The 24785-nt window shown below is 68.0% G+C and carries 29 protein-coding genes; 9 read left to right on the plus strand and 20 right to left on the minus strand.

All coding sequences use genetic code 11. The features are described from left to right. Positions 1-25 precede the first annotated feature (25 nt). Positions 26-1621: a phosphoenolpyruvate carboxykinase gene (locus Q1A87_RS02080; RefSeq protein ID WP_299646581.1), complete on the plus strand. Its 1596-nt coding sequence runs from the start codon at positions 26-28 to the stop codon at positions 1619-1621. Beyond that, complete coding sequence (locus Q1A87_RS02085) at positions 1606-2130, plus strand: DUF3859 domain-containing protein (protein ID WP_299646583.1); 525 nt, start codon at positions 1606-1608, stop codon at positions 2128-2130. Before Q1A87_RS02080 ends, Q1A87_RS02085 begins: the two co-directional genes overlap by 16 nt. Before the next feature lie 5 nt (positions 2131-2135). On the opposite strand, the gene Q1A87_RS02090 is transcribed toward Q1A87_RS02085, so the two are convergent. The 12 genes from Q1A87_RS02090 to folK form a co-directional block, all read right to left on the minus strand. Then, positions 2136-2894, minus strand: coding sequence for a sulfite exporter TauE/SafE family protein (locus tag Q1A87_RS02090; protein WP_299646585.1), 759 nt, complete (start codon positions 2892-2894; stop codon positions 2136-2138). Between the two features lie 51 nt (positions 2895-2945). Continuing rightward, positions 2946-3668, minus strand: coding sequence for a DNA repair protein RecO (gene recO, locus Q1A87_RS02095; RefSeq protein ID WP_299647089.1), 723 nt, complete (start codon positions 3666-3668; stop codon positions 2946-2948). Further along, positions 3668-3997 (minus strand): DUF1491 family protein, encoded by a 330-nt coding sequence (locus Q1A87_RS02100; protein ID WP_299646587.1) that lies wholly within the window; start codon positions 3995-3997, stop codon positions 3668-3670. Before Q1A87_RS02100 ends, recO begins: the two co-directional genes overlap by 1 nt. A gap of 18 nt (positions 3998-4015) precedes the next feature. Further along, entirely contained in the window at positions 4016-4927 is a 912-nt protein-coding gene (gene era / locus Q1A87_RS02105; protein WP_299646589.1) for a GTPase Era, read from the minus strand. Then, positions 4920-5603 (minus strand): ribonuclease III, encoded by a 684-nt coding sequence (gene rnc / locus Q1A87_RS02110; RefSeq protein WP_299646591.1) that lies wholly within the window; start codon positions 5601-5603, stop codon positions 4920-4922. Before rnc ends, era begins: the two co-directional genes overlap by 8 nt. After that, positions 5600-6391 carry a signal peptidase I gene (gene lepB, locus Q1A87_RS02115; RefSeq protein ID WP_299646593.1) on the minus strand — a complete coding sequence of 264 codons (792 nt, stop codon included), beginning with the start codon at positions 6389-6391 and terminating at the stop codon, positions 5600-5602. The genes rnc and lepB overlap by 4 nt, the downstream gene beginning before the upstream one ends. 69 nt (positions 6392-6460) lie before the next feature. Continuing rightward, entirely contained in the window at positions 6461-6874 is a 414-nt protein-coding gene (acpS, locus tag Q1A87_RS02120; protein WP_299646595.1) for a holo-ACP synthase, read from the minus strand. Next, positions 6871-7620: a pyridoxine 5'-phosphate synthase gene (locus Q1A87_RS02125; RefSeq protein WP_299646597.1), complete on the minus strand. Its 750-nt coding sequence runs from the start codon at positions 7618-7620 to the stop codon at positions 6871-6873. Before Q1A87_RS02125 ends, acpS begins: the two co-directional genes overlap by 4 nt. After that, positions 7613-8284 (minus strand): DUF2062 domain-containing protein, encoded by a 672-nt coding sequence (locus tag Q1A87_RS02130; protein ID WP_299646599.1) that lies wholly within the window; start codon positions 8282-8284, stop codon positions 7613-7615. Before Q1A87_RS02130 ends, Q1A87_RS02125 begins: the two co-directional genes overlap by 8 nt. A 20-nt stretch (positions 8285-8304) precedes the next feature. After that, a complete protein-coding gene (locus Q1A87_RS02135) occupies positions 8305-10458 on the minus strand; it encodes a bifunctional (p)ppGpp synthetase/guanosine-3',5'-bis(diphosphate) 3'-pyrophosphohydrolase (RefSeq protein ID WP_299646601.1) in 2154 nt (717 codons plus the stop codon). A 19-nt stretch (positions 10459-10477) separates the two neighbouring features. Beyond that, complete coding sequence (gene rpoZ / locus Q1A87_RS02140; RefSeq protein ID WP_299646603.1) at positions 10478-10831, minus strand: DNA-directed RNA polymerase subunit omega; 354 nt, start codon at positions 10829-10831, stop codon at positions 10478-10480. A 35-nt stretch (positions 10832-10866) separates the two neighbouring features. Then, positions 10867-11469, minus strand: coding sequence for a 2-amino-4-hydroxy-6-hydroxymethyldihydropteridine diphosphokinase (gene folK, locus Q1A87_RS02145; protein WP_299646605.1), 603 nt, complete (start codon positions 11467-11469; stop codon positions 10867-10869). A gap of 107 nt (positions 11470-11576) precedes the next feature. On the opposite strand from folK, the gene Q1A87_RS02150 reads away from it, so the two are divergent. Further along, a complete protein-coding gene (locus Q1A87_RS02150) occupies positions 11577-12146 on the plus strand; it encodes an NYN domain-containing protein (protein ID WP_299646607.1) in 570 nt (189 codons plus the stop codon). Between the two features lie 19 nt (positions 12147-12165). Here the strand turns inward: Q1A87_RS02150 and rnhA are convergent, their stop codons facing one another. Together rnhA and Q1A87_RS02160 are read right to left on the minus strand one after the other, a co-directional pair. Then, positions 12166-12624: a ribonuclease HI gene (rnhA, locus tag Q1A87_RS02155; RefSeq protein ID WP_299647091.1), complete on the minus strand. Its 459-nt coding sequence runs from the start codon at positions 12622-12624 to the stop codon at positions 12166-12168. Then, on the minus strand, positions 12621-13076 hold the full coding sequence (locus Q1A87_RS02160) for a DUF3429 domain-containing protein (RefSeq protein ID WP_299646609.1): 456 nt from the start codon (positions 13074-13076) through the stop codon (positions 12621-12623). The genes rnhA and Q1A87_RS02160 overlap by 4 nt, the downstream gene beginning before the upstream one ends. 244 nt (positions 13077-13320) lie before the next feature. Here Q1A87_RS02160 and urtA point away from each other — a divergent pair, with 244 nt between their 5' ends. The 5 genes from urtA to urtE all read left to right on the plus strand — a co-directional run bounded on the left by urtA (position 13321) and on the right by urtE (position 19321). Then, positions 13321-14598 (plus strand): urea ABC transporter substrate-binding protein, encoded by a 1278-nt coding sequence (gene urtA / locus Q1A87_RS02165; RefSeq protein ID WP_299646611.1) that lies wholly within the window; start codon positions 13321-13323, stop codon positions 14596-14598. 80 nt (positions 14599-14678) lie between these two features. Continuing rightward, positions 14679-16616 (plus strand): urea ABC transporter permease subunit UrtB, encoded by a 1938-nt coding sequence (gene urtB / locus Q1A87_RS02170; protein WP_299646613.1) that lies wholly within the window; start codon positions 14679-14681, stop codon positions 16614-16616. Then, positions 16613-17881, plus strand: coding sequence for an urea ABC transporter permease subunit UrtC (urtC, locus tag Q1A87_RS02175; RefSeq protein WP_299646615.1), 1269 nt, complete (start codon positions 16613-16615; stop codon positions 17879-17881). The genes urtB and urtC overlap by 4 nt, the downstream gene beginning before the upstream one ends. Further along, positions 17878-18639, plus strand: coding sequence for an urea ABC transporter ATP-binding protein UrtD (gene urtD / locus Q1A87_RS02180; RefSeq protein WP_299646617.1), 762 nt, complete (start codon positions 17878-17880; stop codon positions 18637-18639). Before urtC ends, urtD begins: the two co-directional genes overlap by 4 nt. Then, positions 18632-19321 (plus strand): urea ABC transporter ATP-binding subunit UrtE, encoded by a 690-nt coding sequence (gene urtE, locus Q1A87_RS02185; protein WP_299646619.1) that lies wholly within the window; start codon positions 18632-18634, stop codon positions 19319-19321. The genes urtD and urtE overlap by 8 nt, the downstream gene beginning before the upstream one ends. Here the strand turns inward: urtE and Q1A87_RS02190 are convergent. The 6 genes from Q1A87_RS02190 to def (Q1A87_RS02215) form a co-directional block, all read right to left on the minus strand. Beyond that, positions 19318-19932, minus strand: a complete 615-nt coding sequence (locus Q1A87_RS02190) for a LysE family translocator (RefSeq protein WP_299646621.1) — start codon at positions 19930-19932, stop codon at positions 19318-19320. The genes urtE and Q1A87_RS02190 overlap by 4 nt on opposite strands. Before the next feature lie 143 nt (positions 19933-20075). Continuing rightward, entirely contained in the window at positions 20076-21029 is a 954-nt protein-coding gene (ispH, locus tag Q1A87_RS02195) for a 4-hydroxy-3-methylbut-2-enyl diphosphate reductase (RefSeq protein ID WP_299646623.1), read from the minus strand. A 53-nt stretch (positions 21030-21082) separates the two neighbouring features. Continuing rightward, the gene (fmt, locus tag Q1A87_RS02200; RefSeq protein WP_299646625.1) at positions 21083-22003 is read right to left on the minus strand and encodes a methionyl-tRNA formyltransferase; all 921 of its coding nucleotides are present in this window, start codon (positions 22001-22003) and stop codon (positions 21083-21085) included. Beyond that, on the minus strand, positions 21994-22485 hold the full coding sequence (gene def, locus Q1A87_RS02205) for a peptide deformylase (protein WP_299646627.1): 492 nt from the start codon (positions 22483-22485) through the stop codon (positions 21994-21996). The genes fmt and def (Q1A87_RS02205) overlap by 10 nt, the downstream gene beginning before the upstream one ends. Positions 22486-22537: 52 nt before the next feature. Then, positions 22538-22996 carry a peptide deformylase gene (def, locus tag Q1A87_RS02210; protein ID WP_299646629.1) on the minus strand — a complete coding sequence of 153 codons (459 nt, stop codon included), beginning with the start codon at positions 22994-22996 and terminating at the stop codon, positions 22538-22540. After that, entirely contained in the window at positions 22993-23517 is a 525-nt protein-coding gene (gene def, locus Q1A87_RS02215) for a peptide deformylase (RefSeq protein ID WP_299646631.1), read from the minus strand. Before def (Q1A87_RS02215) ends, def (Q1A87_RS02210) begins: the two co-directional genes overlap by 4 nt. 81 nt (positions 23518-23598) lie before the next feature. Between def (Q1A87_RS02215) and Q1A87_RS02220 the strand changes: the two genes are divergently transcribed. Beyond that, complete coding sequence (locus tag Q1A87_RS02220) at positions 23599-24783, plus strand: MalY/PatB family protein (protein ID WP_299646633.1); 1185 nt, start codon at positions 23599-23601, stop codon at positions 24781-24783. Positions 24784-24785: the final 2 nt, after the last annotated feature.

A 24785-nucleotide genomic window follows, 5' to 3' on the forward strand; every position in this document is an offset into this window, starting at 1 on the left:
GACCCTATGGTGGAGGAGCCAGACAATGACCGAACGTGTAAACCCGGAGCGGACACTCGAACGCCAGGGCATCGATGGGCTCGGTCGCGTCTACTACAATCTCCTCGAACCGGCGATCATTCAGGAATCGCTGGCCCGCGGTGAAGGCACGCTGGGTCTCGGGGGCGCGCTCCTCGTCTCGACCGGGAAGTTCACCGGCCGGTCGCCCAACGACAAGCACGTCGTGCGCAGTGCCGCGACCGAAGACTCGATCTGGTGGGATGCGAACCGCCCGATGACGCCGGACGCCTACGACGTGCTGCGCGCCGATATGCTCGCGCACATGAAGGGGCGGGACTACTTCGTGCAGGATCTCTTCGCTGGCGCCGACCCGTCGCATCGCCTCGACGTCCGCGTGGTGACGGAGCTGGCCTGGCACAGTCTCTTCATCCGTCACATGCTGCGCCGTCCCGACAGCGCCGAGCTCGCGAAGTTCGAGCCGGAATACACGATCATCAACTGCACGTCCTTCAGGGCCGATCCGGAACGCCACGGCTGCCAGTCGGAGGTGGTGATCGCGCTCAATCTGGACGCCAAGGAGATCCTGATCGCCGGCAGCGAGTATGCCGGCGAGAACAAGAAGTCGGTCTTCACGCTCCTGAATTACATTCTGCCGGAACGCGGCGTGATGCCGATGCACTGCTCTGCCAACCACGCCCCCGACGACCCGGCCGATTCCGCAGTCTTCTTCGGCCTTTCCGGCACCGGCAAGACCACGCTCTCCGCCGCGCCCGACCGGATGCTCCTCGGCGACGACGAGCATGGCTGGTCGGACCGCGGCGTCTTCAACTTCGAGGGCGGCTGCTACGCCAAGACGATCAACCTCTCGCCCGAGGCCGAGCCCGAGATCTTCGCCACGACGACCAGGTTCGGCACCGTGATCGAGAACATGGTCTTCGATCCCGATACGCTCGCGCTCGATTACGACGACATCAGCCTCACACCGAACATGCGCGCGGCCTACCCGCTCGACTATATTTCGAATACCAGCGAGACCGGGCTCGGCGGCCATCCGAAGAACGTGGTCATGCTGGTCTGCGATGCTTTCGGCGTCCTGCCCCCGATCTCCCGGCTGACACCCGCGCAGGCGATGTACCACTTCCTGTCGGGCTTCACGTCCAAGGTGGCCGGCACCGAACGCGGCGTGACAGAGCCGGAACCGACCTTCTCGACCTGCTTCGGGGCGCCCTTCATGCCGCGCCGGCCCGAGATCTACGGCAACCTTCTGAGGGACAAGATTGCCGAACACGGCTCGGATTGCTGGCTCGTCAATACCGGTTGGACCGGCGGGGCCTTCGGCACAGGAAGCCGAATGCCGATCCAGGCCACCCGCGCGCTCCTCGCGGCCGCGCTGAACGGGTCGCTCGCGTCGGGCCAGTTCCGCCGCGACCCCAATTTCGGGTTCGAGGTTCCCGTGCGCTGCGAAGGCGTATCCGACGAGTTGCTCGACCCGCGTCGCACCTGGGCGGACAAAGACGCCTACGATGCCCAGGCCGCCAAGCTGGTGGACATGTTCGCCGAGAACTTCGAAAAGTACGTCGATCACATCGACGAGGACGTGAAGGCATGCGCCATCGGCTGATCCCGGCGATCCTGTCGCTCGTCGTCGCAGCATCGCCCGGCGGCGTAGCGGCGGATGTCCGGCTCGTCGAGGCGGGCATCATCTGTCCGCGGGAAAGCAGCGGAGAACTCGTCCCGGCGCCCCGGACCGAGGCCGGGCATATACGGCTCATCGACGAGTCCCTCGGCTTCGACCTCCTCTCCCGAACCGTCCCGACGATGGACGGCCTCAGCTTCGGCTTCCGCACCGAACTCGAACCGGGCGTGAGCCTCCGCGACGTCACGGTCGTGGTCACGCATCCCCCGATGGGCGCAGCGGCGGTCGTTCGCGAGGAATGGGACGACGTGCTGGCCGCGAACGACGCAAGCCTCAATCTCTTCACCTTCGAGGAAGCCTACGAGAAGGTTCCCGGCATCTGGACCTTCGCCATCGAGGTCGACGGACAGCCGGTCGTCACCGTCCCCTTCGAGGTGACGAAGACCGACGGTCGCAACGAAGTGGAGCGGGCCTGCTTTCAGTTCTTGTCCTGAACGTCCTAGCCAGCAAAACCCTTCCGGATCAGATTCAGCCCGGCCACGATCAGCACGATCAGGGTCACCTTGCGAAACAGCGCCTGATCCATCCGGTCCTGCAGCTTGAAGCCGATCCCCATTCCGATGAGCGCGGCCGGCAGCAGCGACGCCGAGAACCACACCGTCTCGCCGTTCAGAATGCCGGAGCGCAGATGCGCCAGGACCAGCATGACCGAACCGGCGCCGTAGATGACGCCCTGCACGACCATCTGCCGCGCTTTCGGCGTGTCGATCGCCATCAGGTACAGCACCGTCGTCGGCCCCCAGGTCCCGGCCAGTCCGCCGAGCAGTCCGGAGACGAGACCGATCGTCCATTCCGCCATCGTCCGTCGCTCCGGCGGAATCGACATTCGAAATCCGGTGAGTTGCAACAGTGACAGCATGACGACCGGAATGCCGAGGATGAAGTAGAACGCGTCCTGCGGGATCGCCGTCACGAGCTGCGCCGCGCCGAAGATCGCCACCATCACGATCAGCAGGTATCGCCAGTGGCTCCGGGCCGCGTCGAGCGCTTCGCCGGGTCCCTGCCGGCCGATCTGCCAGACATTGGTCAGGAGGACCGAGACGAGAATGCCGGCAAGCGAGAGCCAGGGATCGAGGAAGCTCGACAACCCCGAAAGCATCACGAGCGGCAGCGCGAAGCCCACCAGCCCCTTGACGATGCCTCCGAACGTCGCGATCGCGAGCGACAGGGTCCAGGTTAGCGGGGTGAGCGTGTCCATTCCGACCGCATAGGCCGCCGCCGCAGGAGGGGCCAGCCCCGACCTTCGCACTCAACGCGCGGCGCCGAGCTCCGACAGGAGGCGCCGCCGCGCCGCCGGGATCGGCCGGTCGCCCAGGGACGGCGCCATCCGCTTCTCGAGGAAGTGGCCCGTCACTTCGAGTGCCGCGCGAACCCGGTCGAGGTCGGGATCCGCGCCGACGAGCATTTCGGGCATCGGCAGCAACCGGTCCGCCCAGGCGCCCGCCCCCTGCCGGCTCACCGCCTGACCGCTGCGTGGTGAGACGTAGACGAGATCGTCCGTTGCACCGGTCACCGCGCAGCGCCCCAGATGCAGTCGGAATCCCGTCACGTCGAGCAGCGCCGCCTCCCAGAAGACGTAATCGTTGAGCCAACCCTCTCCCGTGACGATCGCGTCGCAGAGCGATTCCGTGCGCGGCTGGAAGTCCGGCATCTCCTCACGCTCGGGCAAGGCGAAGGTGCAGAGCGCGCAGACCGCGCTGAGCGCCGACAGCCGCAGCGGATCGGACAGGACCGCCCCTGCCCGACTGCGACGCAGTTCCACGCTCCAGGTCCCCAGATGCCCTTCCAGACGCGCTCGCCACATCGCGTCGAGCTGGTTGCCCGGCTGCAGCATCGGTGCCTTCCGTCGCGACACGCCGCCATGCACGACGCCCAGATGCCGCCCGTGCGCACGGGTGAAGAGTTCGAGGATCACCGATGTCTCGCCGTGGGACCGCGCGGCGAGGACGATGCCTTCGTCGCGCCATTCGATCACGCGAACCCCTCCGCGTCGAGCAGGTGCCGGCCCGCTCGATCCTCCACCTCTAGCACCCAGAGATCGGGATCGAATTTGGCCTGCCGGGAGATCGCCGCGTCGCATTCGGCTTCCGCCCCCTCGATCAGCACGACCCAGGCCCGGTCGCCTGTCATCAGGTCGAAGCTGCGCTGGTAGAGACGTGCCTGACCGTCGAGCGTGTTGAGCTTGACGAGAACCGCCCCGCCATCGTCGTCGCCGTGGCGGACGACGAAGCAGGCGATGTTCAGAAGCTCCAGCCGCTTGCGGTAGGCGGACACCCAGATCGACGCCTTGAGCCGGCTCACGCACGCCTCCCGACTGCGTCACCCATCGCGGAAGTCGAGACCGATCGCGTCGAAGCGCTCGCTCTCCTCGAGCCAGTTCGGGCGGACCTTTACCTGTAAGAACAGGTGTACGCGGTGCCCGAGGAACGTCTCGAGTTCGGCACGCGCGGCCTGCCCGACCGCCTTCGCCGTCTCCCCCTTGCGGCCCAGGACGATACCCTTGTGGCCGTCCCGCATGACGTAGATCACCTGATCGATCCGCGCGGAGCCGTCCTCGCGCTGCTCCCAGTTCTCGGTCTCGACGGTGAGCTGGTAGGGTAGTTCCTGATGCAGACGCAGGGTCAGCTTCTCGCGGGTGATCTCGGCGGCGATCATCCGCACCGGCAGGTCGGCGATCTGATCCTCGGGATAGAGCCAGGGATGCTCGGGCAAGCGCGCGGCGAGATCGGCCCGGAGGTCGCCGACGCCGCGATCCTTCTCGGCGGAGATCATGAACGTCGCGTCGAAGGGGAAGCGGGCGTTCATCGTCTCGGTCAGCTTCAGGAGCCTGTCGGCCGGCACCCGGTCGATCTTGTTTATGGCCAGCAGGATCGGCTGGCCAGGCAAGCGCCTGTCCTCGAGCGAGGTCAGGATCGCCTCGACCCCATCGGTCAGCCCGCGATGCGCCTCGATGAGGAGGACGACGACATCGGCATCCGCCACTCCGGTCCAGGCCGCGGCGACCATCGCACGGTCGAGCCGGCGCTTCGGTCGGAACAATCCCGGCGTGTCGACGAAGACGATCTGCGACGCCCCTTCCATCGCGACGCCGCGGATGCGGGCGCGCGTCGTCTGGACCTTGTGGGTCACGATCGAGACCTTGGCTCCGACCATGCGGTTCAGCAGCGTGGACTTGCCCGCGTTCGGCTCTCCGATCAGCGCAACGAAGCCGGATCGCGTCACTTCACTCACCTGTCACCTCCCGCAGAAGAGCCGTGGCCGCAGCCTGTTCCGCCGCGCGCTTGGACGTCGCCTCGCCACGACCCTCGCGGCCATTCCCGAGCCGCGCCACGATCCGAAAGACCGGGGCGTGGTCCGGGCCGGAGCGTTCGACCACCTCGTAGGTGGGCGGCGGCATGCCGCGGCCCTGTGCCCATTCCTGCAGCGTCGTCTTGGCATCGCGCGCATCGGGCGCGACGGACGAGATCCGGTCGCCCCAGAGCCGCAGGATCACGCCGCGCGCCACCTCCAGCCCGCCATCCAGATAGACGGCCGCGATCAGCGCCTCCATCGCGTCGCCGAGCAGCGCCATCTTGCGCCGCCCGCCCGTCATCTGCTCCGACTTGCCGAGCTTCAGGACGGCGCCGAGATCGATCTCCCGCGCGACCTCGGCACAGGTTTCCTTTCGGACGAGCGCGTTGAACCGCGGGGCGAGCTGCCCCTCCTCCGCGCGTTCGTCGTTCCGCATCACCGCCTCGGCGATGACCAGTCCGAGCACGCGGTCGCCCAGGAATTCGAGCCGCTGGTTGTCCGGCCGGGTCTCGGTGCCCAGGGAAGAATGCGTCACCGCGCGCAGGAGAACGTCCGGCCGCGCGAAATCGTGGCCGAGCCGCGCCTGGAACGCGGCCAGCTCGCGCCCCGGCTTCAAACGATCTCCTCGAAGAAGCGATCCAGACGCCATGTCCAGAAATAGAACATCTGTGCCCCGGCCGAGGAGAAGACGACCCGGTCCGCCCGGCCGATCAGGTTCTCGTAGGGCACGAAACCGACGCCCCCGATCGAGCGCGGGACGCGGCTGTCGCGGGAATTGTCCCGGTTGTCGCCCATGAAGAAGTACTCGCCCTCGGGGACCGTGAAGACCGGCGTGTCGTCGGTGCCGGTACGACCGATGTCGAGGATCGAATGTGCCTCCTCCTCGCCGGGAAGGCGCTCGGCGAACCGCGCCTTGACGCATTCGCCGCCCGGGGCGACCGGCTCGTTCGCGCAGCGGGGCGTAAGCCGTTGCGGCCCCTGGGGTGCCTTGATCTCGACGAAGGGCTCGACCTCCTCGGTCGGGACCGGCTCGCCGTTGAGGTAGAGGCGTCCGTCGCGCATCTGAACCGTATCGCCGGGTACAGCAATCAGTCGCTTGATGAAGTCGGTTCCGTTCACCGGATGCCGGAACACGATCACGTCGCCCCGCTCGGGCTCGCCCCCGAACCAGCGGCCGTCGATGAAGGTGCACATCGAGAAGGGGCAGGAATACTGCGAATAGCCGTAGGCCATCTTGTTGACGAACAGAAAGTCGCCGATCAGCAGCGTATCCTTCATTGAGCCCGACGGGATCCAGAACGGCTGGAAGAAGAGCGTCCGGAACACGCCCGCGATGACGAGCGCCCAGACGATCGTCTTGACGGTCTCGATCAGGCCTTCCTTCTTTTCCGCCTTCGCCACCATTCCTGTCGTCCCCGATGCCAGATCGCGCCTCCCCTGCCCCTTGCCCCCGATGCTGTCAACTGCTCCGGATCAGGCGAAGGGACGGGCCTCGATCACGACGAAGGCCTGCGCCCAGGGGTGATCGTCTGTGAGCGAGACATGGATCACCGCTTCGTGCCCGTCCGGCGTCATCCGCTCCAGCCGCTCGGCCGCCCAGCCGGTGACGGTCATGACAGGCTGCCCGGTATGGAGGTTGGTGACGGCCATGTCCTTCCAGGCGATCCCCATCCTGAGGCCCGTGCCGAGCGCCTTGGAGCAGGCCTCCTTGGCGGCCCAGCGCTTCGCGTAGGTCGCGGCCTCCCCCAACTCGCCACCCTTGCGGCTCGCCGCCTTGCGCTGCTCGCGACCGGTGAAGACGCGGTCCCGGAACCGGTCGCCGAAGCGGTCGAGCACGCCCTGGACGCGCTCGATATTCGCGAGATCCGTGCCGATGCCGAGGATCACGCCACCACGTCCCGCGCCAGGTCCATCCGCCGCCGCATCTCTACGATCGCACCGTCGAGGCCACGGAACACAGCCTCGCCGATCAGGAAATGCCCGATGTTGAGCTCGACGATCTGCGGGATCGCGGCCAGCGGCCCGACGGAATCGTAGGTGATCCCGTGACCGGCATGGACCTCGAGCCCCGCCTCCGCCGCCAGACGCGCGGCTTCGGTCAAGCGCGTCAGCTCGTCCGCCGCTACCTGAAGCTCGCCTGCGGCAACGGCATCGCAATAGGTGCCGGTGTGCAGCTCGACGACCGCCGCGCCGACACGCGCCGCCGCCTCGATCTGCCGCGGGTCGGGCGCCACGAAGAGCGAAACGCGCGCTCCCATCTCCGCCAGGGGCGCGACATAATCCGTCAGCCGGTTCGCGTCGCCCGCGACTTTGAGCCCCCCTTCCGTCGTCCGCTCCTCCCGCTTCTCGGGCACGAGACAGACGGCGTGGGGCCGCGTCGCGCGCGCGATCCGCGCCATCTCGTCGGTCGCGGCCATCTCGAAGTTCAGCGGAATGGAGACCGCCTCGCGGATCGCGGCCATGTCGGCGTCGCGGATATGGCGCCGATCCTCGCGCAGATGCGCGGTGATCCCGTCCGCGCCCGCCGCCTCCGCCGCAAGCGCGGCCCGGACCGGGTCGGGGTTGTCGCCGCCCCGCGCGTTGCGGATCGTGGCGACGTGGTCGACGTTGATGCCGAGCCTGAGCCTATCCATTCGTGTCTCCCTCCGCTGGCGCGGCCTTCTCCGCCGCACGTTCGGCCGCCTTGCGCCGGATGTCGTCGAGCTTCTTCTTCAGCGCGCCCCGTCGCCGCCGCTGATACGCCTCGATCAGCGGCAGGCAGATCGTGTAGGCCGCGATGCCCGTGAAGATACCCGGCACGAGACCGCCCACGAGCCACGGCAGGAACACCGTGTCGTAGAACAGATGCGTCGCCGTCCAGTCCACCGGCGTCCCCGTAAGCGCGTACCAGCTGTTCCAGAGCAGGTCCTCCCCGGCCCCGAAGAACCGCGCGAAGATGCCCTCGTCCACCTCGGGGTTCATCCGGGTGCCCAGCATGAAATGTCCGAGATTGAGCGATACGACGGCGATCGGCACGTAGGTCAGCGGATTGCCGAAGAACGTGCCCAGAAGCGCCGCCATGACGTTGCCGCGGAAAAGCATCGCCAGCGCTGCAGCCACGAAGAAGTGCAGCCCGTAGAACGGTGTGAATGTGACGAAGACCCCGACCATGATGCCCCGGCTGATCTTGCGCGGCGTGTCGGGCAGCCGATGTAACCGATGCGTCACGTAGATCGCGGACCGCCGCCAGCCGCCCTTCGGCCAGATCGCCTGCCAGACGACCTGCGCGAACGGCAACCTATCTCGACGTTTGAACAACGTGGTCTCCCCGGGTGAGGTCAGGCCGTCGCGGGCTCCGGGCGGGCGGGCGCGCGGCGCGGTCCGTCCTCCCGGTGACGGCGAACCTGTGCCACGTCGCTGTCGGTATCGGCAGCCATGATGACGCCATGCAGATGTTCCCGGTCGCGGACCTCCACGTCAATCAGGAGACGGAAGAAATCAGGCTTTCGGTCGACGAAGCGCAAATCGGCGATATTGGCGTTCTGCTCCGCGATCAGCAGACAGATGCGACCCAGCACCCCCGGCGCATTGGAGATCGTCATCTCCAGCGTGACCGCGTTGCGCGGCGCGTGATGGCCCGGCTGCCATTGCAGGTCGATCCATCGGTCGGGCTGGTCGTCGAACTCGACCATGCGGGGGCAGTCGATCGCGTGCACGGTGACGCCGTAGCCCTTGTTCGTAATGCCGACGATGCGCTCGCCCGGCACCGGCTGGCAACACGGGGCCCTGTCGAAATGGGCCTTCGGGTCGAGGCCCACGATCGCCTCTTCCGGCGACACGTCGGGCGAAGGCGGCGCCTGCGCGAGTTCGGGATAGAGGTTCGCGACGACGACGCGTGCGCTGATCTCGGAGGCGCCGATCGCGGCGAGGAGATCCTCGTCGCTACTCAATCCGAGCGATGCCGCCGCCGTCCTGAGCGCCTTGTCCGTTGCCCGCTTGCCGACCTGCGCGAAGGCCGCCCGCGCCAGTTCCCGACCGAGCCGGATATGCCCCGAACGGCGTTCGGCCTTCAACGCGCGGCGGATCGCCGACTTGGCGCGTCCCGTCGTCGCGATGTCGATCCAGCTGTCCTGCGGGGTCTGCGCCTCCGCCGTCACGATCTCGACCGACTGACCGTTCCGCAGCCGTGTCCAGAGCGGCACCCGCATCCCGTCGACCTTGGCCGCGACGGTCCGGTGGCCGATCCGCGTGTGGATGGCATAGGCGAAGTCGATGGGCGTCGCGCCCTTGGGCAGCTTGATGACGTCGCCCTTCGGCGTGAAGCAGAACACCTGATCGGTGTACATCTCGAGCTTCACCGCCTCCATGAACTCCGCATGGTCCGAGGCTTCCTCGAAGCGCTCGGTCATCATCCGCAACCATTCGGCGGGATCGACGGCGAAGCGGTTCTCGGAGCGCACCCCGTCGCGGTAGGACCAGTGCGCGGCCACGCCCCGCTCCGCCACCTCGTGCATCTCCCGCGTGCGGATTTGAACCTCGACCCGCTTGCCGTCCCGGCCCGAGACGGTCGTGTGGATGGAACGGTAGCCGTTCGACTTGGGCTGACTGATGTAATCCTTGAACCGGCCCGGCACGCTGCGCCAGCGCTGGTGAATGACGCCGAGCGCACGGTAGCAATCGGAGTCCTGCCCCACGACGATCCGGAAGCCGTAGACGTCGGAAAGCCGCGAGAAACCGATCTCCTTCTCCTCCATCTTCCGCCAGATGCTGAAGGGGCGTTTGGCGCGTCCCATCACGCTGGCCTCAATCCGTGTCCGGTTCAGCTCGATCTCGATGTCGTTGGTGATGCGGCGGATCACGTCGCCCGACTCGCGCTGCAAGGTCGCGAAGCGCCGCAGGATCGAGTTGCGCGCCTCGGGATTCAGGACGGCGAAGCTCAGATCCTCGAGCTCCTCGCGCATCCACTGCATCCCCATCCGCCCGGCCAACGGCGCATAGATCTCCATCGTCTCGTGCGCCTTCTGCCCCTGTTTGTGCGGGGCCATGTGCCGGATCGTGCGCATGTTATGCAGGCGGTCGGTCAGCTTGACGAGGATCACGCGAAGATCCTTCGACATCGCCATGAACAGCTTGCGGAAGTTCTCCGCCTGCTTGGTCTCCGAAGACGTCAGTTCGAGATTGGTGAGCTTGGTGACGCCATCGACCATCTCGGCGATCTCGTGGCCGAACCGCGCCTCGACCTCCCCGTAGGTCGAGCGCGTATCCTCGATCGTGTCGTGCAGGAGCGCGGTGACGATCGTCGCGTCGTCGAGACGCTGCTCGGTGAGGAGGCTCGCCACCTCGACGGGATGCGTGAAATAGGGCTCGCCGGATCGGCGTACCTGACCGGCATGCATCGCAGCGCCGTAGGCATAGGCCTGACGGATCAGGTTCGCATCTGTCCGGGGATTGTAGGCGCGCACCAGCGCGATCAGGTCCTCGACCTCGATCATGACACGCCCGCCTCCCGCCTCAGGGCTGGCCCTGCGCCTCCATCAGCGCACGAAGCAGTTTCTCCTCGGACATGTCGTCCTGTGCCGGCGCATCCTTCTCGACCCCCATCAGCAGGGACATCGAATCCTCTTCCGGCTCGTCGACCTCGATCTGGGTCTGGTTGGCCTCGATCAGCCGCTCGCGCAGATCCTCGGCATTCTGCGTCTCCTCGGCGATCTCGCGCAGGGCGACGACCGCATTCTTGTCGTTGTCGCGATCCACGGAAAGCGGGCTGCCGGTCGCGATCTCGCGGGCGCGGTGCGCGGCGAGCATCACCAGTTCGAACCGGTTGGGAACCTTGTCGACGCAGTCTTCAACCGTCACGCGTGCCATGGGCGCACCTCATCTCGAGAGTCAGAGAGGCGTATCTAGCCGTCGATTTTCCTATTGACAACCCCGCCCACCGCGCCAATGCGCCGTATTTCCCGTCGCTGCGCGGCGGGCATGTCGGCCAGCATCCGAACGACCGTCCGCCCGGTCAACGGATGACGCCATCGCGGCGCGACCTCGGCCAGCGGAACGAGGACGAAGGCCCTGTCCTGCACCCTCGGATGCGGCAGGATCAGTTCGTCCGGCGCCTCCCGCGTCTGTCGATCGGGGTCGAGTTCGATCCAGCGGGCGACCCCGGGCGGGTCCGGCCGCACGATCGCGCCCCGCCCGAGCAGGTCGAGGTCGAGGCTGCGCGCGGCCCAGCGCCGGTCCCGCCTCCGCCCGTGTCGTGCCTCGATCGCATGCAGCGATCGCAGCATTGCCGCTGGCGACAAGGGACAATGGGTCGCGAGCACCGCATTCACAAAATCGGGGCCCGCTCCTTTCGGAAAGGCGGGCGTACGATAGAGTCGGGACATGCAGGCGACGCGGCCCGGGACCTCGTGTGCCGCTGCAACGACCAAACGGGCATTGAAGGCAACGGCATTGCTCAAGTTCGCGCCAAGCGCCACAAGATAGGGGTACGATTCGCTGGTTGCCATTGCCTCTTGCGCTAATTCGAATATCTATATGCTGAGAAAGGGAAACCCCGACACAAATCCAGACTTATTACGGTCGGATGGCGGTTCACCCCCAAAAGGATGGCAGAATGTTTTATCGGGATGAGCGACTTGCGCTCTTTATTGACGGCGCGAATCTCTACGCTGCCGCGAAGGCGCTTTCCTTCGACATCGATTACCGGCTTCTGCGGCAGGAATTCGTCCGGCGGGGAAAGCTGCTGCGCGCATTCTACTACACGTCGCTGATGGAGACGGAGGATTATTCACCGATCCGTCCGCTCGTCGACTGGTTGCAATACAACGGCTTCACCATGGTCACAAAGCCCGCGAAGGAATTCACCGACAGTCAGGGACGCCGGAAGATCAAGGGCAACATGGATATCGAGCTCACGGTCGACGCGCTCGACACGGCCGAGCATGTCGACCATATCGTCCTGTTTTCCGGCGACGGTGATTTCCGCCCCCTCGTCGCCGCATTGCAGCGCAAGGGCGTGCGCGTCTCGGTCTGCTCGACGCTGCGCAGCCAGCCATCGATGATCTCCGACGACCTGCGCCGGCAAGCCGACAACTTCATCGAGCTCGACGAGCTCCGCGACGTGATCGGCCGTCCGCCCCGCGGCGCCGAGACGACGCCCGCCGCCGAGAGCGCGCAGGCCTGACCGTCCGGTCCCGCGTAGTCTAGCGCTTCGGCTTGAACGGCGCCATGCCCGCGCGGGCAAGCGCATCCGCGCGTTCGTTCTCCGGATGGCCGGCATGGCCCTTCACCCATTCCCACTCGACATCGTGCCGCGCCTGCGCCGTATCGAGCCGGCGCCACAGGTCGTCGTTCTTCACCGGCTTTCGGGTCGCCGTCTTCCAGCCGTTTCGTTTCCAGCCGTGCAGCCAGGCTGTGATCCCGCCTTTCACGTAAGCGCTGTCGGTGACGATGGTGAGCTTCGACGGCCGCTCGAGCGCCTCGAGCGCGCTGATCGCGGCAAGAAGCTCCATCCGGTTGTTCGTCGTCTCCGGCGCGCCGCCCTTGAGCTCGCGCTCCTTCACGACCGCGCCGTCCTTCGACGCGACGAGCAGCGCGCCCCAGCCGCCCGGCCCCGGATTGCCCGAACAGGCCCCGTCCGTATAGGCGACAAGTTGCATCAGAACGCCACCGGCAGCAGGCAGAGCACCACCCCCGCCGTCAGAAGCACCCGCAACGCCATCCACCAGGGCGGGGCGAGCCCGTGACGCCAGAACAGCCAATCGAGTCCCAGCAGCCCCACGAATCCGGCAATCAGCGCCACCGCCGCGCCGGTCGGACCGCCGCCCGTGGTGAAGAACGCCCAGAGCGCCGGCAGGACCGACAGCGCGTAACCGCTCGCCGCCATCGTGCCTTCGGCTTTCGTCGCGAACCCCCACAGGACGCCCGACATGAAGGACAGGATCACCGCGCCGTAGAACAGCCCGATATAGGGCCCGACGAAGCGCGGTCCGACGGTGGAAAGCGTCAGGGCGGCAGCGCCGTCTGACCACATCGTTAATGCGCCCCAGAGGAAGGGCAGCAGCCCGGCCAGACCGAGGGCAAGCGGGGCGGGGGGAATGCGCGACCAGAACATGCAGGCGACATGCCACGCGCATCGTCGGGGCGAAAGACCTGCAAGCCGGACGTGTGGCCGCATCCGTTCAGTCCGACGCGAACGGAAGGACGCTCTGCCGCCGCGCGTTTCGGTGGCAGGAGACCCCTCGGTTGCACGTTGTTTAGGCAAACCGTTGCAGAGGCTCGTGGCGGGTGATGGTCGCTTGTGGCGTGCCGGATCGCAGGCGGCCCAGTGTCTCGAAAAACCGATATGGGGGATTGAGATGAAGAAAGTCATTCTGACCGCAATTCTGGCATCCACGGCGCTTCCGGCCCTGGCCCAAGAGCAGGACTGCCCGATCAAGGTGGGCGTCCTGCATTCGCTCTCCGGCACGATGGCAATCTCGGAGACGACGCTCAAGGACACGATGGAAATGCTCGTGTCCCAGCAGAACGAGGCGGGCGGCCTTCTCGGCTGCGACCTCGAGGCGGTGGTGGTCGATCCGGCCTCGGACTGGCCCCTCTTCGCCGAGCGCGCGCGCGAGCTTCTCACCGTGGACGAGGTCGACGTGATCTTCGGCGCCTGGACCTCCGTGAGCCGCAAGTCGGTCCTGCCCGTGCTCGAGGAGCTGAACGGCCTGATGTTCTACCCCGTTCAGTACGAGGGCGAGGAGAGCTCGAAGAACGTCTTCTACACGGGCGCCGCGCCGAACCAGCAGGCGATCCCGGCCGTCGACTACTTCCTCGAGGAGCTCGGCGTTGAGAGGTTCGCCCTGCTCGGCACCGACTACGTCTATCCCCGCACGACGAACCAGATCCTCGAAGCCTATCTGAAGGACAACGGCATCGCCGACGAGGATATCTTCGTGAACTACACGCCGTTCGGCCATTCCGACTGGGCCACGATCGTCGGCGACGTCGTGGAGATGTCCGAGGACGGCCGTCAGGTCGGCGTGATCTCCACGATCAACGGCGACGCGAATATCGGTTTCTACAAGGAGCTTGCCGCCGCCGACGTGAGCGCGGCGGACATCCCGGTCGTCGCCTTCTCGGTGGGCGAGGAGGAGCTGTCCGGCCTCGACACGTCGAACCTCGAAGGGCACCTCGCCGCCTGGAACTATTTCATGTCGGCCGACACGGCCGAGAACGAGGAGTTCATCGCCGGCTGGCACGCGTTCATCGGCGACGAGAGCCGCGTGACCAACGACCCGATGGAGGCGCATTACATCGGCTTCAACATGTGGGTGAATGCCGTCGAAGAGGCCGGCACCACAGATGTCGACGCCGTGCGCGAGGCGATGTGGGGCCAGGAATTTCCGAACCTGACCGGCGGCACCGCGGTGATGGGCACCAACCATCACCTTTCCAAGCCCGTCCTGATCGGAGAGATCCGCACCGACGGTCAGTTCGACATCGTCTCGGAGACCGATCCGGTCCCCGGCGACGCCTGGACCGACTACCTGCCCGACAGCGCCGTTCTCGAGGCCGACTGGCAGGAACTCGAATGCGGCATGTACAACACCGAGACCGAGACCTGCGTGCAGATCGAATCGAACTACTGATCCGCGCAGCCTGAGGCGCCGGTCCGGGTCCTCCCCTCGGACCGGCGCCCGTATGTTCAGCTTATCCATCGGACCCGGCCATGACCCTGCTACGCGCGCTTCTGCTCGGCCTCTGCCTCGCCCTGCCCGCCCAGGCGCAGGAAGGCGCGGTACAGACGCTCCTGCAGTCTCATGCTGACGATATCGCCAAGCCGTCCCGCCGCACGATCCAGCCTGTCCTCGACGACCTCGCCGCGTCCGGCCTGCCCGGCATCTTGCCGTTCCTCGAAGCCTGGGCGGACAAGGGGATCGTGCAGCGCGACGCGGACGGGCTGTTCTTCTACGGCGACCGCAACGGCGACGCCTATGCCCTGCGCTCCGTCGAGGACGGCACCGACGCCGGTACCGCGGGTCGCCGCGAGGCCAGCGAACTGAAACCCAATGCCGGCGTCCGCAAGCTCATCGCCACCACGCTCGTCACCTTTCAGCTCAACGATCCGGACCCGGACCGCCGCCGCGCCGCGCTCGACGCGCTGTCGCGCAACCCGACACCCGATCTGCTGGCCCCCCTCCGCGCCTCGATCGAGACCGAGGAGAACCGCGCGCTCCGTAACCGCAAGGAAGCGCTCGACCGGCTGATCTCCATCCGCTTCGGCACCGACCCGGCGATCCGCCTCGCCGCGATCGACTGGATGTCCGACCAGGTCTCGCTGGAGGCCCGCGCCGCCCTCAACGCCGTGCTCACGACCGAAACCGTCGTGGGCGGCGCGCCCGAAGGCGCCAATGTCGCCCGCCGCCTCGAAACCGGTGAGGATTTCACCGAGGCCCAGGCGCTCGCCGTCCTCGCCCGCGCGGAGATCGTGCCCGACCGCGTCGGCCGCGGCGATCGCGACGCCGCGCTGATCGCCGCCATCGCCGACGGCGAGATCGCGGGCCGGCCCGTCGCGACACTCGACACCGAGGCCGCCCGCTGGGCCGCCTACGATGCGCTGGCCCGGGCCGGCGACGCGCCCCCACGTCCCCCCGAGGGCGCCGTCGCCGAACTCATCGCGGCCAATCCGATCACCGAAATCTACGACGAGCCCGACCCGGCCATCACCGATGCCGCCCGCGCCGCCCTCGCGGAGGTGGATGCCCGCGTCGCCCGCGCGCAGGTCGCCGATCTCGGCCTCGACGCGCTGAGCCTCGCTTCGATCTACTTCCTCGCGGCCATCGGCCTCGCCATCACCTTCGGCGTCATGGGCGTCATCAACATGGCGCATGGCGAGTTCATCATGATCGGCGCCTATACCGGCTACGTCGTGCAGCGCGTCGTGCCCGACTACACCGCCTCGCTCGTCATCGCCCTGCCGCTCGCCTTCGCGGTCGCCGCCGCCGCGGGCGTCGTGCTCGAACGCCTCGTGATCCGCCACCTCGCCCACCGGCCGCTCGAGACGCTGCTCGCGACCTTCGGCATCTCCGTCGCACTCCAGCAGATCTTCAAGAACATCTTCGGCACGCAGGCCGTCCCGCTGACCTCCCCCGACTGGCTCGCCGGCGCCTGGACGCTGAACGACGTCGTCGGCATCAGCTACATCCGCATCGCCATCTTCATCCTCGCCGCACTCTTCCTCGCGCTGCTCGTGTGGATCCTGCGCCGCACCCGCCTCGGTCTCGAGGTCCGCGCCGTCACCCAGAATCCCGGCATGGCGGCGAGCCTCGGCATCGACCCGGACCGCGTCGGCATGGTCACCTTCGCGCTCGGCTCCGGCATCGCGGGCATCGCCGGCGTCGCCATCGGCCTCTTCGCGCAGGTCACGTCCGAGATGGGCGCGGGCTACATCGTGCAGAGCTTCATGACCGTCGTCGTCGGCGGCGTCGGCTCCGTCTTCGGCACGCTCGCGGGCGCGGGCCTGATCGGCGGGCTGCAGAAGGGGATCGAATGGCTGAACCCGTCGAACACGCTCGCGGCGCAGACCTACATGATCCTCTTCATCATCCTCTTCATCCAGTTCCGCCCGCGCGGCATCGTCGCCCAGAAGGGACGGTTCGCCCAATGAGCATGGCATCTTCCTGGCATAAGTACGCGAGCCCGGCCGAGGCGTCGCGCCGCCGTCCGCTGATCCTGCGTACCGACGTCCTGATCTTCCTCGCGATCCTCGCGCTGGTCACCCTCGGCGCGACGCTGATGGCGCAGTCGGGCCTGATCTCGACCTCCTTCGTCAAGACGCTGGGCAAGACGCTCTGCCTGTGCCTCGCCGCGCTCGCGATGGATCTCGTCTGGGGCTACACGGGCATCCTGTCGCTCGGCCATTTCGCATTCTTCGGCATCGGCGGCTACGCGATCGGCATGTGGCTGATGTGGGACCGCACCGAGGCCATCGTGCAATCCACCCTGGCGCGCGGCCCCCTGCCCGCGACCGACCTGCAGCTTCAGGAGGCGATCGGCTCGCAGATCTTCGGCGTCGTCGGCGCGTCCGACATCCCGTGGATCTGGACGCTCGCCGGCTCCCTCCCTGCGCAACTCGCGGCCGCGATCCTCGTGCCCGGCGTGATCGCGCTCGTCTTCGGCTGGCTCGCCTTCCGCAGCCGGGTGGCCGGCGTCTACCTCTCGATCCTGACCCAGGCCGGCACGCTCGCTTTGTCGCTCTGGCTGTTCCAGAACGACAGCGGACTCCGGGGCAATAACGGCCTGTCGGGTCTCCAGAACGTGCCCGGCCTCGAATCCGTGCCGCAATCGACGCTGTCGCTGTGGTTCCTCTGGGCCTCGGCCGTGGCGCTCGGGCTCGCCTATCTCGCCGCCGTCTGGCTCGTCGCCGGTCGCTTCGGCTCGGTCCTGCGCGGCATCCGCGACGACGAGGCGCGGGTGCGGTTCCTCGGCTACGAGGTCGAGCATTACAAGCTCGCCATCTTCACCGTCACCGCGATGGTCTGCGGCATCGCCGGCGCGCTCTACTATCCCCAGGCCGGCATCGTGAACCCGGCCGAGATCGCGCCGATCGCCTCGATCTACCTTGCCGTCTGGGTCGCCATCGGCGGCCGCGGGCGGCTCTACGGCGCGGTGATCGGCGCGGCCGTGGTCTCGCTCGCCTCGAGCTGGTTTACCGGCGGCGGCGCGCCGAACGTCAACCTCGGCATCTACACGATCCGCTGGACCGACTGGTGGCTCGTCCTCCTCGGCCTCAGCTTCGTGCTGGTCACGCTCTACGCGCCGAAGGGGCTGGGCGGTCTCGTCGACCTGTGGACGGAGCATCGAGCGCGTCGCCGGACCGGCGATCTCGGCCCCGACCAGGGCGCACTCCGCGCCGAGGAGGAGCAGGCATGAGCGCGCTTCTCGAAGTCTCCGGCGTGTCGAAGACCTTCGACGGCTTCCGCGCCATCGACAATCTCAGCTTCTCGATCAACGAGCCGGAGCTGCGCGCGATCATCGGCCCGAACGGTGCCGGCAAGACTACCTTCATGGACCTCGTGACCGGCAAGACCCGGCCCGATACGGGCACGATCCGCTACGGCGAGCTCTCGCGCGACCTCACCCGGATGTCCGAGGCGCAGATCGCCCGGGCCGGCATCGGCCGCAAGTTCCAGAAGCCCACCGTGTTCGAGGACCAGAGCGTCGACGAGAACCTCGCCATGGCGCTCCGCGCCGCTCGCAACCCGCTGACCGTCCTGCTTCGCCGCCCCGACACAGAGGCGGGCGTGACGGAGATGGCGGCGCGGGTGGGCCTCGGCGGACAGCTCGCGACGAAGGCCGGCATCCTCAGTCACGGCCAGAAGCAATGGCTCGAGATCGGCATGCTGCTCGCGCAGGAGCCGCGCCTCCTGCTCGTCGACGAGCCCGCGGCCGGCATGACCTCCGCCGAGCGCGAACGCACGACCGAGATGCTGGTGGAGGCCGCGAAGACCCACGCCGTCGTCGTCATCGAGCACGACATGGAGTTCGTCCGTCGCCTGAACTGCCGCGTTACCGTGCTGCACGAGGGGCGGTCGCTGGCCGAGGGCTCGCTCGACCATGTCTGCGCCGATCCGCGCGTCATCGACGTCTATCTCGGCCGCCCCGAAAGTGCCGAGGCCGCCGATGCTTGAGGCGCGAGACATCACCCTGTCCTACGGCGGCAGCCAGATCCTCCACGGTATCGACCTGACCGCCGAACGCGGGCGCGTGACCTGCGTCATGGGCCTGAACGGGACCGGCAAGACCTCGCTCCTGAAGGCGATCGCCGGACGGCATCCGATGGAGGGCACCGTCACGCTCGACGGCCGTCCCCTGCCCCCCGGCGCGAAGGCGCGCGCGCAGGCAGGCATCGCCTACGTCCCGCAGGGGCGCGAAATCTTCCCCACCCTCACCGTGGCCGAGAACCTCGAGACGGGCTTCGCCTGCCTGCCCCGCGACGCGCGCCGCGTGCCGGAAAGCGTGTTCGAGCTTTTCCCGGTTCTGCACGAGATGCGCGGCCGGCGCGGCGGCGACCTCTCGGGCGGACAGCAGCAGCAGCTCGCCATCGCCCGCGCGCTCGTGACCCGACCCAAGGTCCTGCTCCTCGACGAGCCGACGGAGGGCATCCAGCCCAACATCATCGACCAGATCGGCCGTGTCATCGCCGGCCTGCGCAAGGCGGGTGAAATGGCGATCGTGCTCGTGGAACAGCGCTTCGACTTCGCCTGGAGCCTCGCCGACCATATCGTCGCGCTTCGCCGCGGCGCCATCCTGCGCAGCGAGGCCCGCGCGACCGCGTCGCGCGAGGCGGTGCTGGCCGACGTCTCGGTCTAGGCTCGTTCCATCGCCAATCGCCCGGCCAGCAAAGCGAAGATCGCCGCGAAGCTGCGGTTGAGCCAGGACATCGCCCGCGCTGATCCCAGCACCCGGTTCCGGAACGTCCCGGCAAACAGACCGTAGATCGCGAAGACGACGAAGGTCAGCGCCATGAACACGCCGCCGAGCGCCGCCATCTCCAGCGCCGCCCGCTCCGGCGCGCCCGACAGGAATGGCGGCAGCAGCGCGAGAAAGAAGATCGACAGCTTCGGGTTCAGCACGTTGAGAAGCGTTCCGCGCCACGCGACGCGGAAGAGCGAGCCCGTGCCGCGATCTGCCCGGACCGCGAGCGCGCCGGTCTGCCGGAGCGCGCCCCAGGCCATCCAGAGCAGGTACGCCACGCCCGCGATCTTGATCGTCGTGAAGAGGAGCGCCGAGGCGTGCAGGACCGCCGCAAGCCCGAGCGCGGCCGCGAGGAGCGCCGGAACGATCCCGAAGGTGCAGCCGAGCGCGGCGGCCAGCGCCGCCCGTCGCCCGCGGCCGAGCCCCGTCGCAAGCGTATAGACGACCCCGGTTCCGGGCGCGAGAACGACGACGAACGCGGTGAGGAGGAACTGGAGCGTGATCATGCCGCCAGATTGGCCGCCGGGCGTCGTTCCTGCAAGCCGGCGATCCCGCCATCCGGAAGATTGACAGAACCTTCCGTCAACCTATCGAAGGTTGCCGAGAAATTAATCCACGCGCTTGACATATCCCGTCCGCGCCGCCCGCTTTAGGCCGAGCGCAGCACCCGCGGCACCTTGAACTCCACGTTCTCCTCCGCCGTCACGACCGGGTTCACGGTCACGTCGAAGCGGTCGCGGAAAGCGGCGACGACCTCCTCGATCAGGACGTCCGGCGCGCTCGCCCCCGCGGTGATGCCGACGGAGCGGATGCCCTCCAGCGCGCGCCAGTCGATCTCGGCCGCTCGCTGCACGAGCTGGGCGTAGCGGCACCCGGCCTTCGCGCCGACCTCGACCAGGCGCTTCGAGTTCGAGGAGTTCGGCGCGCCGACCACGAGGATCGCGTCGCAATCCGGCGCCATCGCCTTCACCGCCTCCTGACGGTTGGTGGTGGCGTAGCAGATGTCCTCCTTGTGCGGACCGATGATCGCCGGGAACCGCGCCTTGAGCGCGGCCACGATGTCGGCGGTGTCGTCGACGGAGAGCGTCGTCTGCGTGATGAAGGCCAGCCGGTCGGGATCGCGCGGCTCCAGCCGCGCCACGTCCTCGGCCGTCTCGACCAGGAGAACCTCGCCCGGCGGAAGCTGCCCCATCGTGCCGATCGTCTCGGGATGGCCGGCATGGCCGATCATCACCATCTGCAACCCGTTCTCGTGGTGCCGCGCGGCTTCGATATGGACCTTGGAGACCAGCGGGCAGGTCGCGTCGACCCAGACCATGTCCCGCGCGGCGGCCTCGGCAGGCACGGCCTTGGGCACACCGTGGGCGGAGAAGATCACCGGCCGGTCGGGCGGGCATTCGTCGAGCTCCTCCACGAACACCGCGCCCTTCGCGCGCAGCCCGTCGACGACGTAGCGGTTGTGGACGATCTCGTGGCGTACGTAGACCGGGGCGCCCCATTTCTCGAGCGCCATCTCGACGATCTTGATGGCCCGGTCCACGCCCGCGCAGAACCCGCGGGGGGCGGCGAGGTGGAGGGTCAGCGGGGGTCTCGGTTCGGTCATGGCATCGCTCCTTGGTCCCCACCTAGGATCGCGGGGCGCCGGGGTCCAGCCCGTCAGCCCGCCAGCGGATCGCCGGGACCGAGCCGTGCGCCGTTGCGGAACGCCACGCCGCTCACCGGACCGCGCCCGGCCTGCTGCACCTCGAGCAGTTCGACCGCGCCGGACCCGGTGGCGACGACGAGGCCATCCGCGTCGAGCAGCGTGCCCGGCGCGGCCGAAGTCTCGACCTCGGGGAGCAGCATCGCGCGCAGGAGCTTCAGCCGCGCGCCGTCACGCGCGACCCAGGCGCCGGGGAACGGCGAGAGGCCGTTGATCTGCCGCGCCAGCGTCACCGCGTCCCAGGCGAAGTCGGCCTCCGCCTCGGACTTGTCGATCTTGGCGGCGTAGGTCACCCCGTCTTCCGGCTGCGCGACGGGGGAGAGGCGCGCGATGCGGTCCACCGCCTGCACCGCCAGCCGGGCGCCCATCGCGGAGAGGCGGTCGTGCAGGTCGCCCGTCGTGTCGGTCGGCGCGATATCCGTCGCCTCGCGCAGCAGGACCGGCCCGGTATCGAGCCCCGCCTCCATCGCCATGATGCAGATGCCGGTGCGATCGTCGCCTGCCATCACCGCGCGGTGAATCGGCGCCGCGCCGCGCCAGCGCGGCAGGAGCGAGGCATGGACGTTGAGGCAGCCGTGGCGCGGCGCGTCGAGCACGGCCTGCGGCAGGATCAGTCCGTAGGCCACGACGATCGCGAGATCGGCGTCGAGCGCGGCGAAGTCCTGCGCGGCCTCGCCTTTGAACGAGGTTGGCGTCCGCACCTCGACGCCGAGCGCCTCGGCACGGGCATGGACGGGACTGCGCCGGTCCTGCTTGCCCCGGCCTGCCGGTCGCGGCGGCTGCGAATAGGCGGCGAGGACGTGATGGCCGGATTCGTGCATCGCATCGAGGACGGGCACCGCGAAATCCGGGGTTCCCATGAAAATCAGGCGCATTTGGCGGCCCTCCTGAGGAGCATGTCACGCTTCACCTTGGACAGGCGGTGGAAGTACATCCGCCCGTCGAGATGATCGATCTGGTGCTGCACCGAGGTCGCGCGAAGCATCACGAACTCCGCCTCCCGTTCGGCGCCCGTCTCGTCGAGGAAGGCCACGGTGACGGCGCGCGGGCGCGACACGCGGGCGGAGACGCCGGGGAGGTTCGGCGACGCCTCCTCGTGGTCGCGCAGCGTGGCGCTTGCGTGCAGGATGCGTGGATTGGCGAGACGGGTGACCCCCTGCCCGTCGCCGGCATCGACCACGGCCAGCCGGCGCATGATGCCGAGCTGCGGTGCGGCCAGTCCCACGCCGGGCATAGCCTGCATCGCCTGCACCATCTCGTCCCAAATCGCCCGGACCGCGTCGTCGACGGCCTCGACCGGTTCGGCGGGCATGCGGAGGCGCGGATCGGGCCAGCGCAGGAAGGGGCGGTGCGTCATCGGGGCTTTCGTGCCGCGTCTCCGCGTCCGGGTCCAGCGGCAATCGTGCCCCTCAGGCCGGATCGGCGGGCTCCGCTTCCGGATGGTCGAGGATCAGGACACCGTCGAGATGATCCATCTCGTGGCAGATGCAGGCGGCGGCGGACCCCGCGAACCGCTCCTCCCGCCGCCCCGAGGCGCCATCGAAGGCGAGCGTGATCTCCGCCGGGCGGGCCACGCGGCGGGGCGTCTCGGGGATCGAGAGGCATCCCTCCTCGTTCACCTGCCGGCCGTCGCGTGCCACGATCTCCGGGTTCACGAAAACCCGCGGATCGGGCAGCCCGTCCTTCCAGGTCGCGTCGAGCACGAAGAGACGCTCGGTCACGCCGACCTGCGGCCCGGCGAGGCCCCGCCCGGGGGCGGCGTACATCGTGTCGAGCATGTCGCGTGCGAGCGCGGTCACATCCCCCGTCACCGGTCGGCAGACGACGCGCAGAATCGGGTCCGGATGCTGGACGATCGGCAGGATCATCCCGCCTCGCGCGCCCGTTCGCGCTTCAGCTTTTGCATCCGGCGGGTGATCATCTGCCGGCGCATCGGCTTGAGGTAGTCGATGAAGAGCTTGCCCTCGAGGTGGTCGAGCTCGTGCTGCACGCAGATCGCCCAGAGCCCGTCGAAGCCTTCGGTCCGCTCGGCGCCGGTCTGGTCGATCCAGCGCACCTCGACCTCGCTCGGGCGGGTGACGTCGGCGTACTGGTCCGGGATCGACAGGCAACCTTCCTCGTAGGTCCCCGTCTCCTCGCTCGCGGCCAGGATCCGGGGGTTGAACATGACGAGGGGACGCGGCGTCTCGCCCTCTTCCTTGACGCAGTCGAGCACGATCAGCCGCTCCATCACGCCGACCTGCGGCGCGGCGAGGCCGATGCCCGGCGCGTCGTACATCGTCTCGAGCATGTCGCGCGCCAGCGCGCGCCGCGCGTCCGACAGGTCGTCGACTTGCGCGGCGACCTGCTTCAGGCGCGGGTCGGGATGGATCAGGATAGGGCGCTTCATCGCGCCCGATCTAGTGGCACACCCTTCGCCTTGCAACCGCCGCCTTTGGCCTTAGAGGTGCGGGCCAACAAGGAGATTTCCATGACCATCCAGCCCGATTTCGACGAGATCATCGACCGCCGCGACACGCATTGCGTCAAGTGGGACATGATGGAATCGATCTACGGCGTCTCGCCCGAGGACGGGCTGGCGATGTGGGTGGCGGACATGGATTTTCGCCCGCCCGCCTGCATCCGCGCGGCCGTCCGGCGTCAGGCCGACCACGGCATCTTCGGCTATTTCGGCGACGACCGCGCTTACCACGACGCGATCCGCTGGTGGATGCGGGAACGGCACGGCTGGGAGGTCGAGGCGGAGGCGATCCTGACGACGCATGGCCTCGTCAACGGCACCGCGCTTTGCGTCGATACGTGGACGGCGCCGGGCGACGGCGTCGTGCTGTTCACGCCGGTCTACCACGCCTTCGCCAAGGTCATCCGCGCCAACGACCGGCGCGTGGTGGAATGCGAGCTGGCCTATGACGGCTCGCGGTACGCGCCCGATTTCGACGCTTGGGACGCGGTGGTCGCGGAGGCGGGCGCGAAGATGATGGTACTCTGCTCGCCGCACAATCCGAACGGGCGCGTCTGGACGCGGGAGGAGCTCGAGGGCTACGCGGCCTTCGCGCGGCGCCACGACCTGATCCTGGTATCCGACGAGATCCATCACGACCTCGTCTATCCCGGCCAGACGCATATCCCGATGGCACGGATCGACGGCATCGCCGACCGGCTGGTGATGATGACGTCCACCACCAAGACATTCAGCATCGCGGGCGCGCATACCGGCAACGTCATCATCCACGACGAGGGACTGCGCGCGGCCTTCGCCAAGCGGATGATGGCGCTGGGCCTGTCGCCCAATTCCTTCGGCCTGTTCATGGCGACGGCGGCCTACTCGCCGGAGGGCGCGGCCTGGGTGGATCGGCTGATGGATTATCTCGACGGCAACCGGCGGGTCTTCGACGCGGGGATCGACGCGATCCCGGGCCTGAAGTCCGTGCCGCTCGAGGCGACCTATCTGAGCTGGGTCGATTTCGACGGCACCGGCATGTCGCGCGAGGAGTTCACGCGCCGGGTGGAGCGGGATGCCCGGATCGCCGCCAATCATGGCCCGACCTTCGGTCAGGGCGGCGAGAGCTTCCTGCGCTTCAACATTGCCACGCCCCGCGCGCGGGTCGAGGCGGCGGTGGAGCGGATGCAGGCGGCCTTCGCCGACCTGCAATAGCG

Source organism: uncultured Jannaschia sp., from assembly GCF_947494055.1.
Lineage (GTDB): Bacteria > Pseudomonadota > Alphaproteobacteria > Rhodobacterales > Rhodobacteraceae > Jannaschia.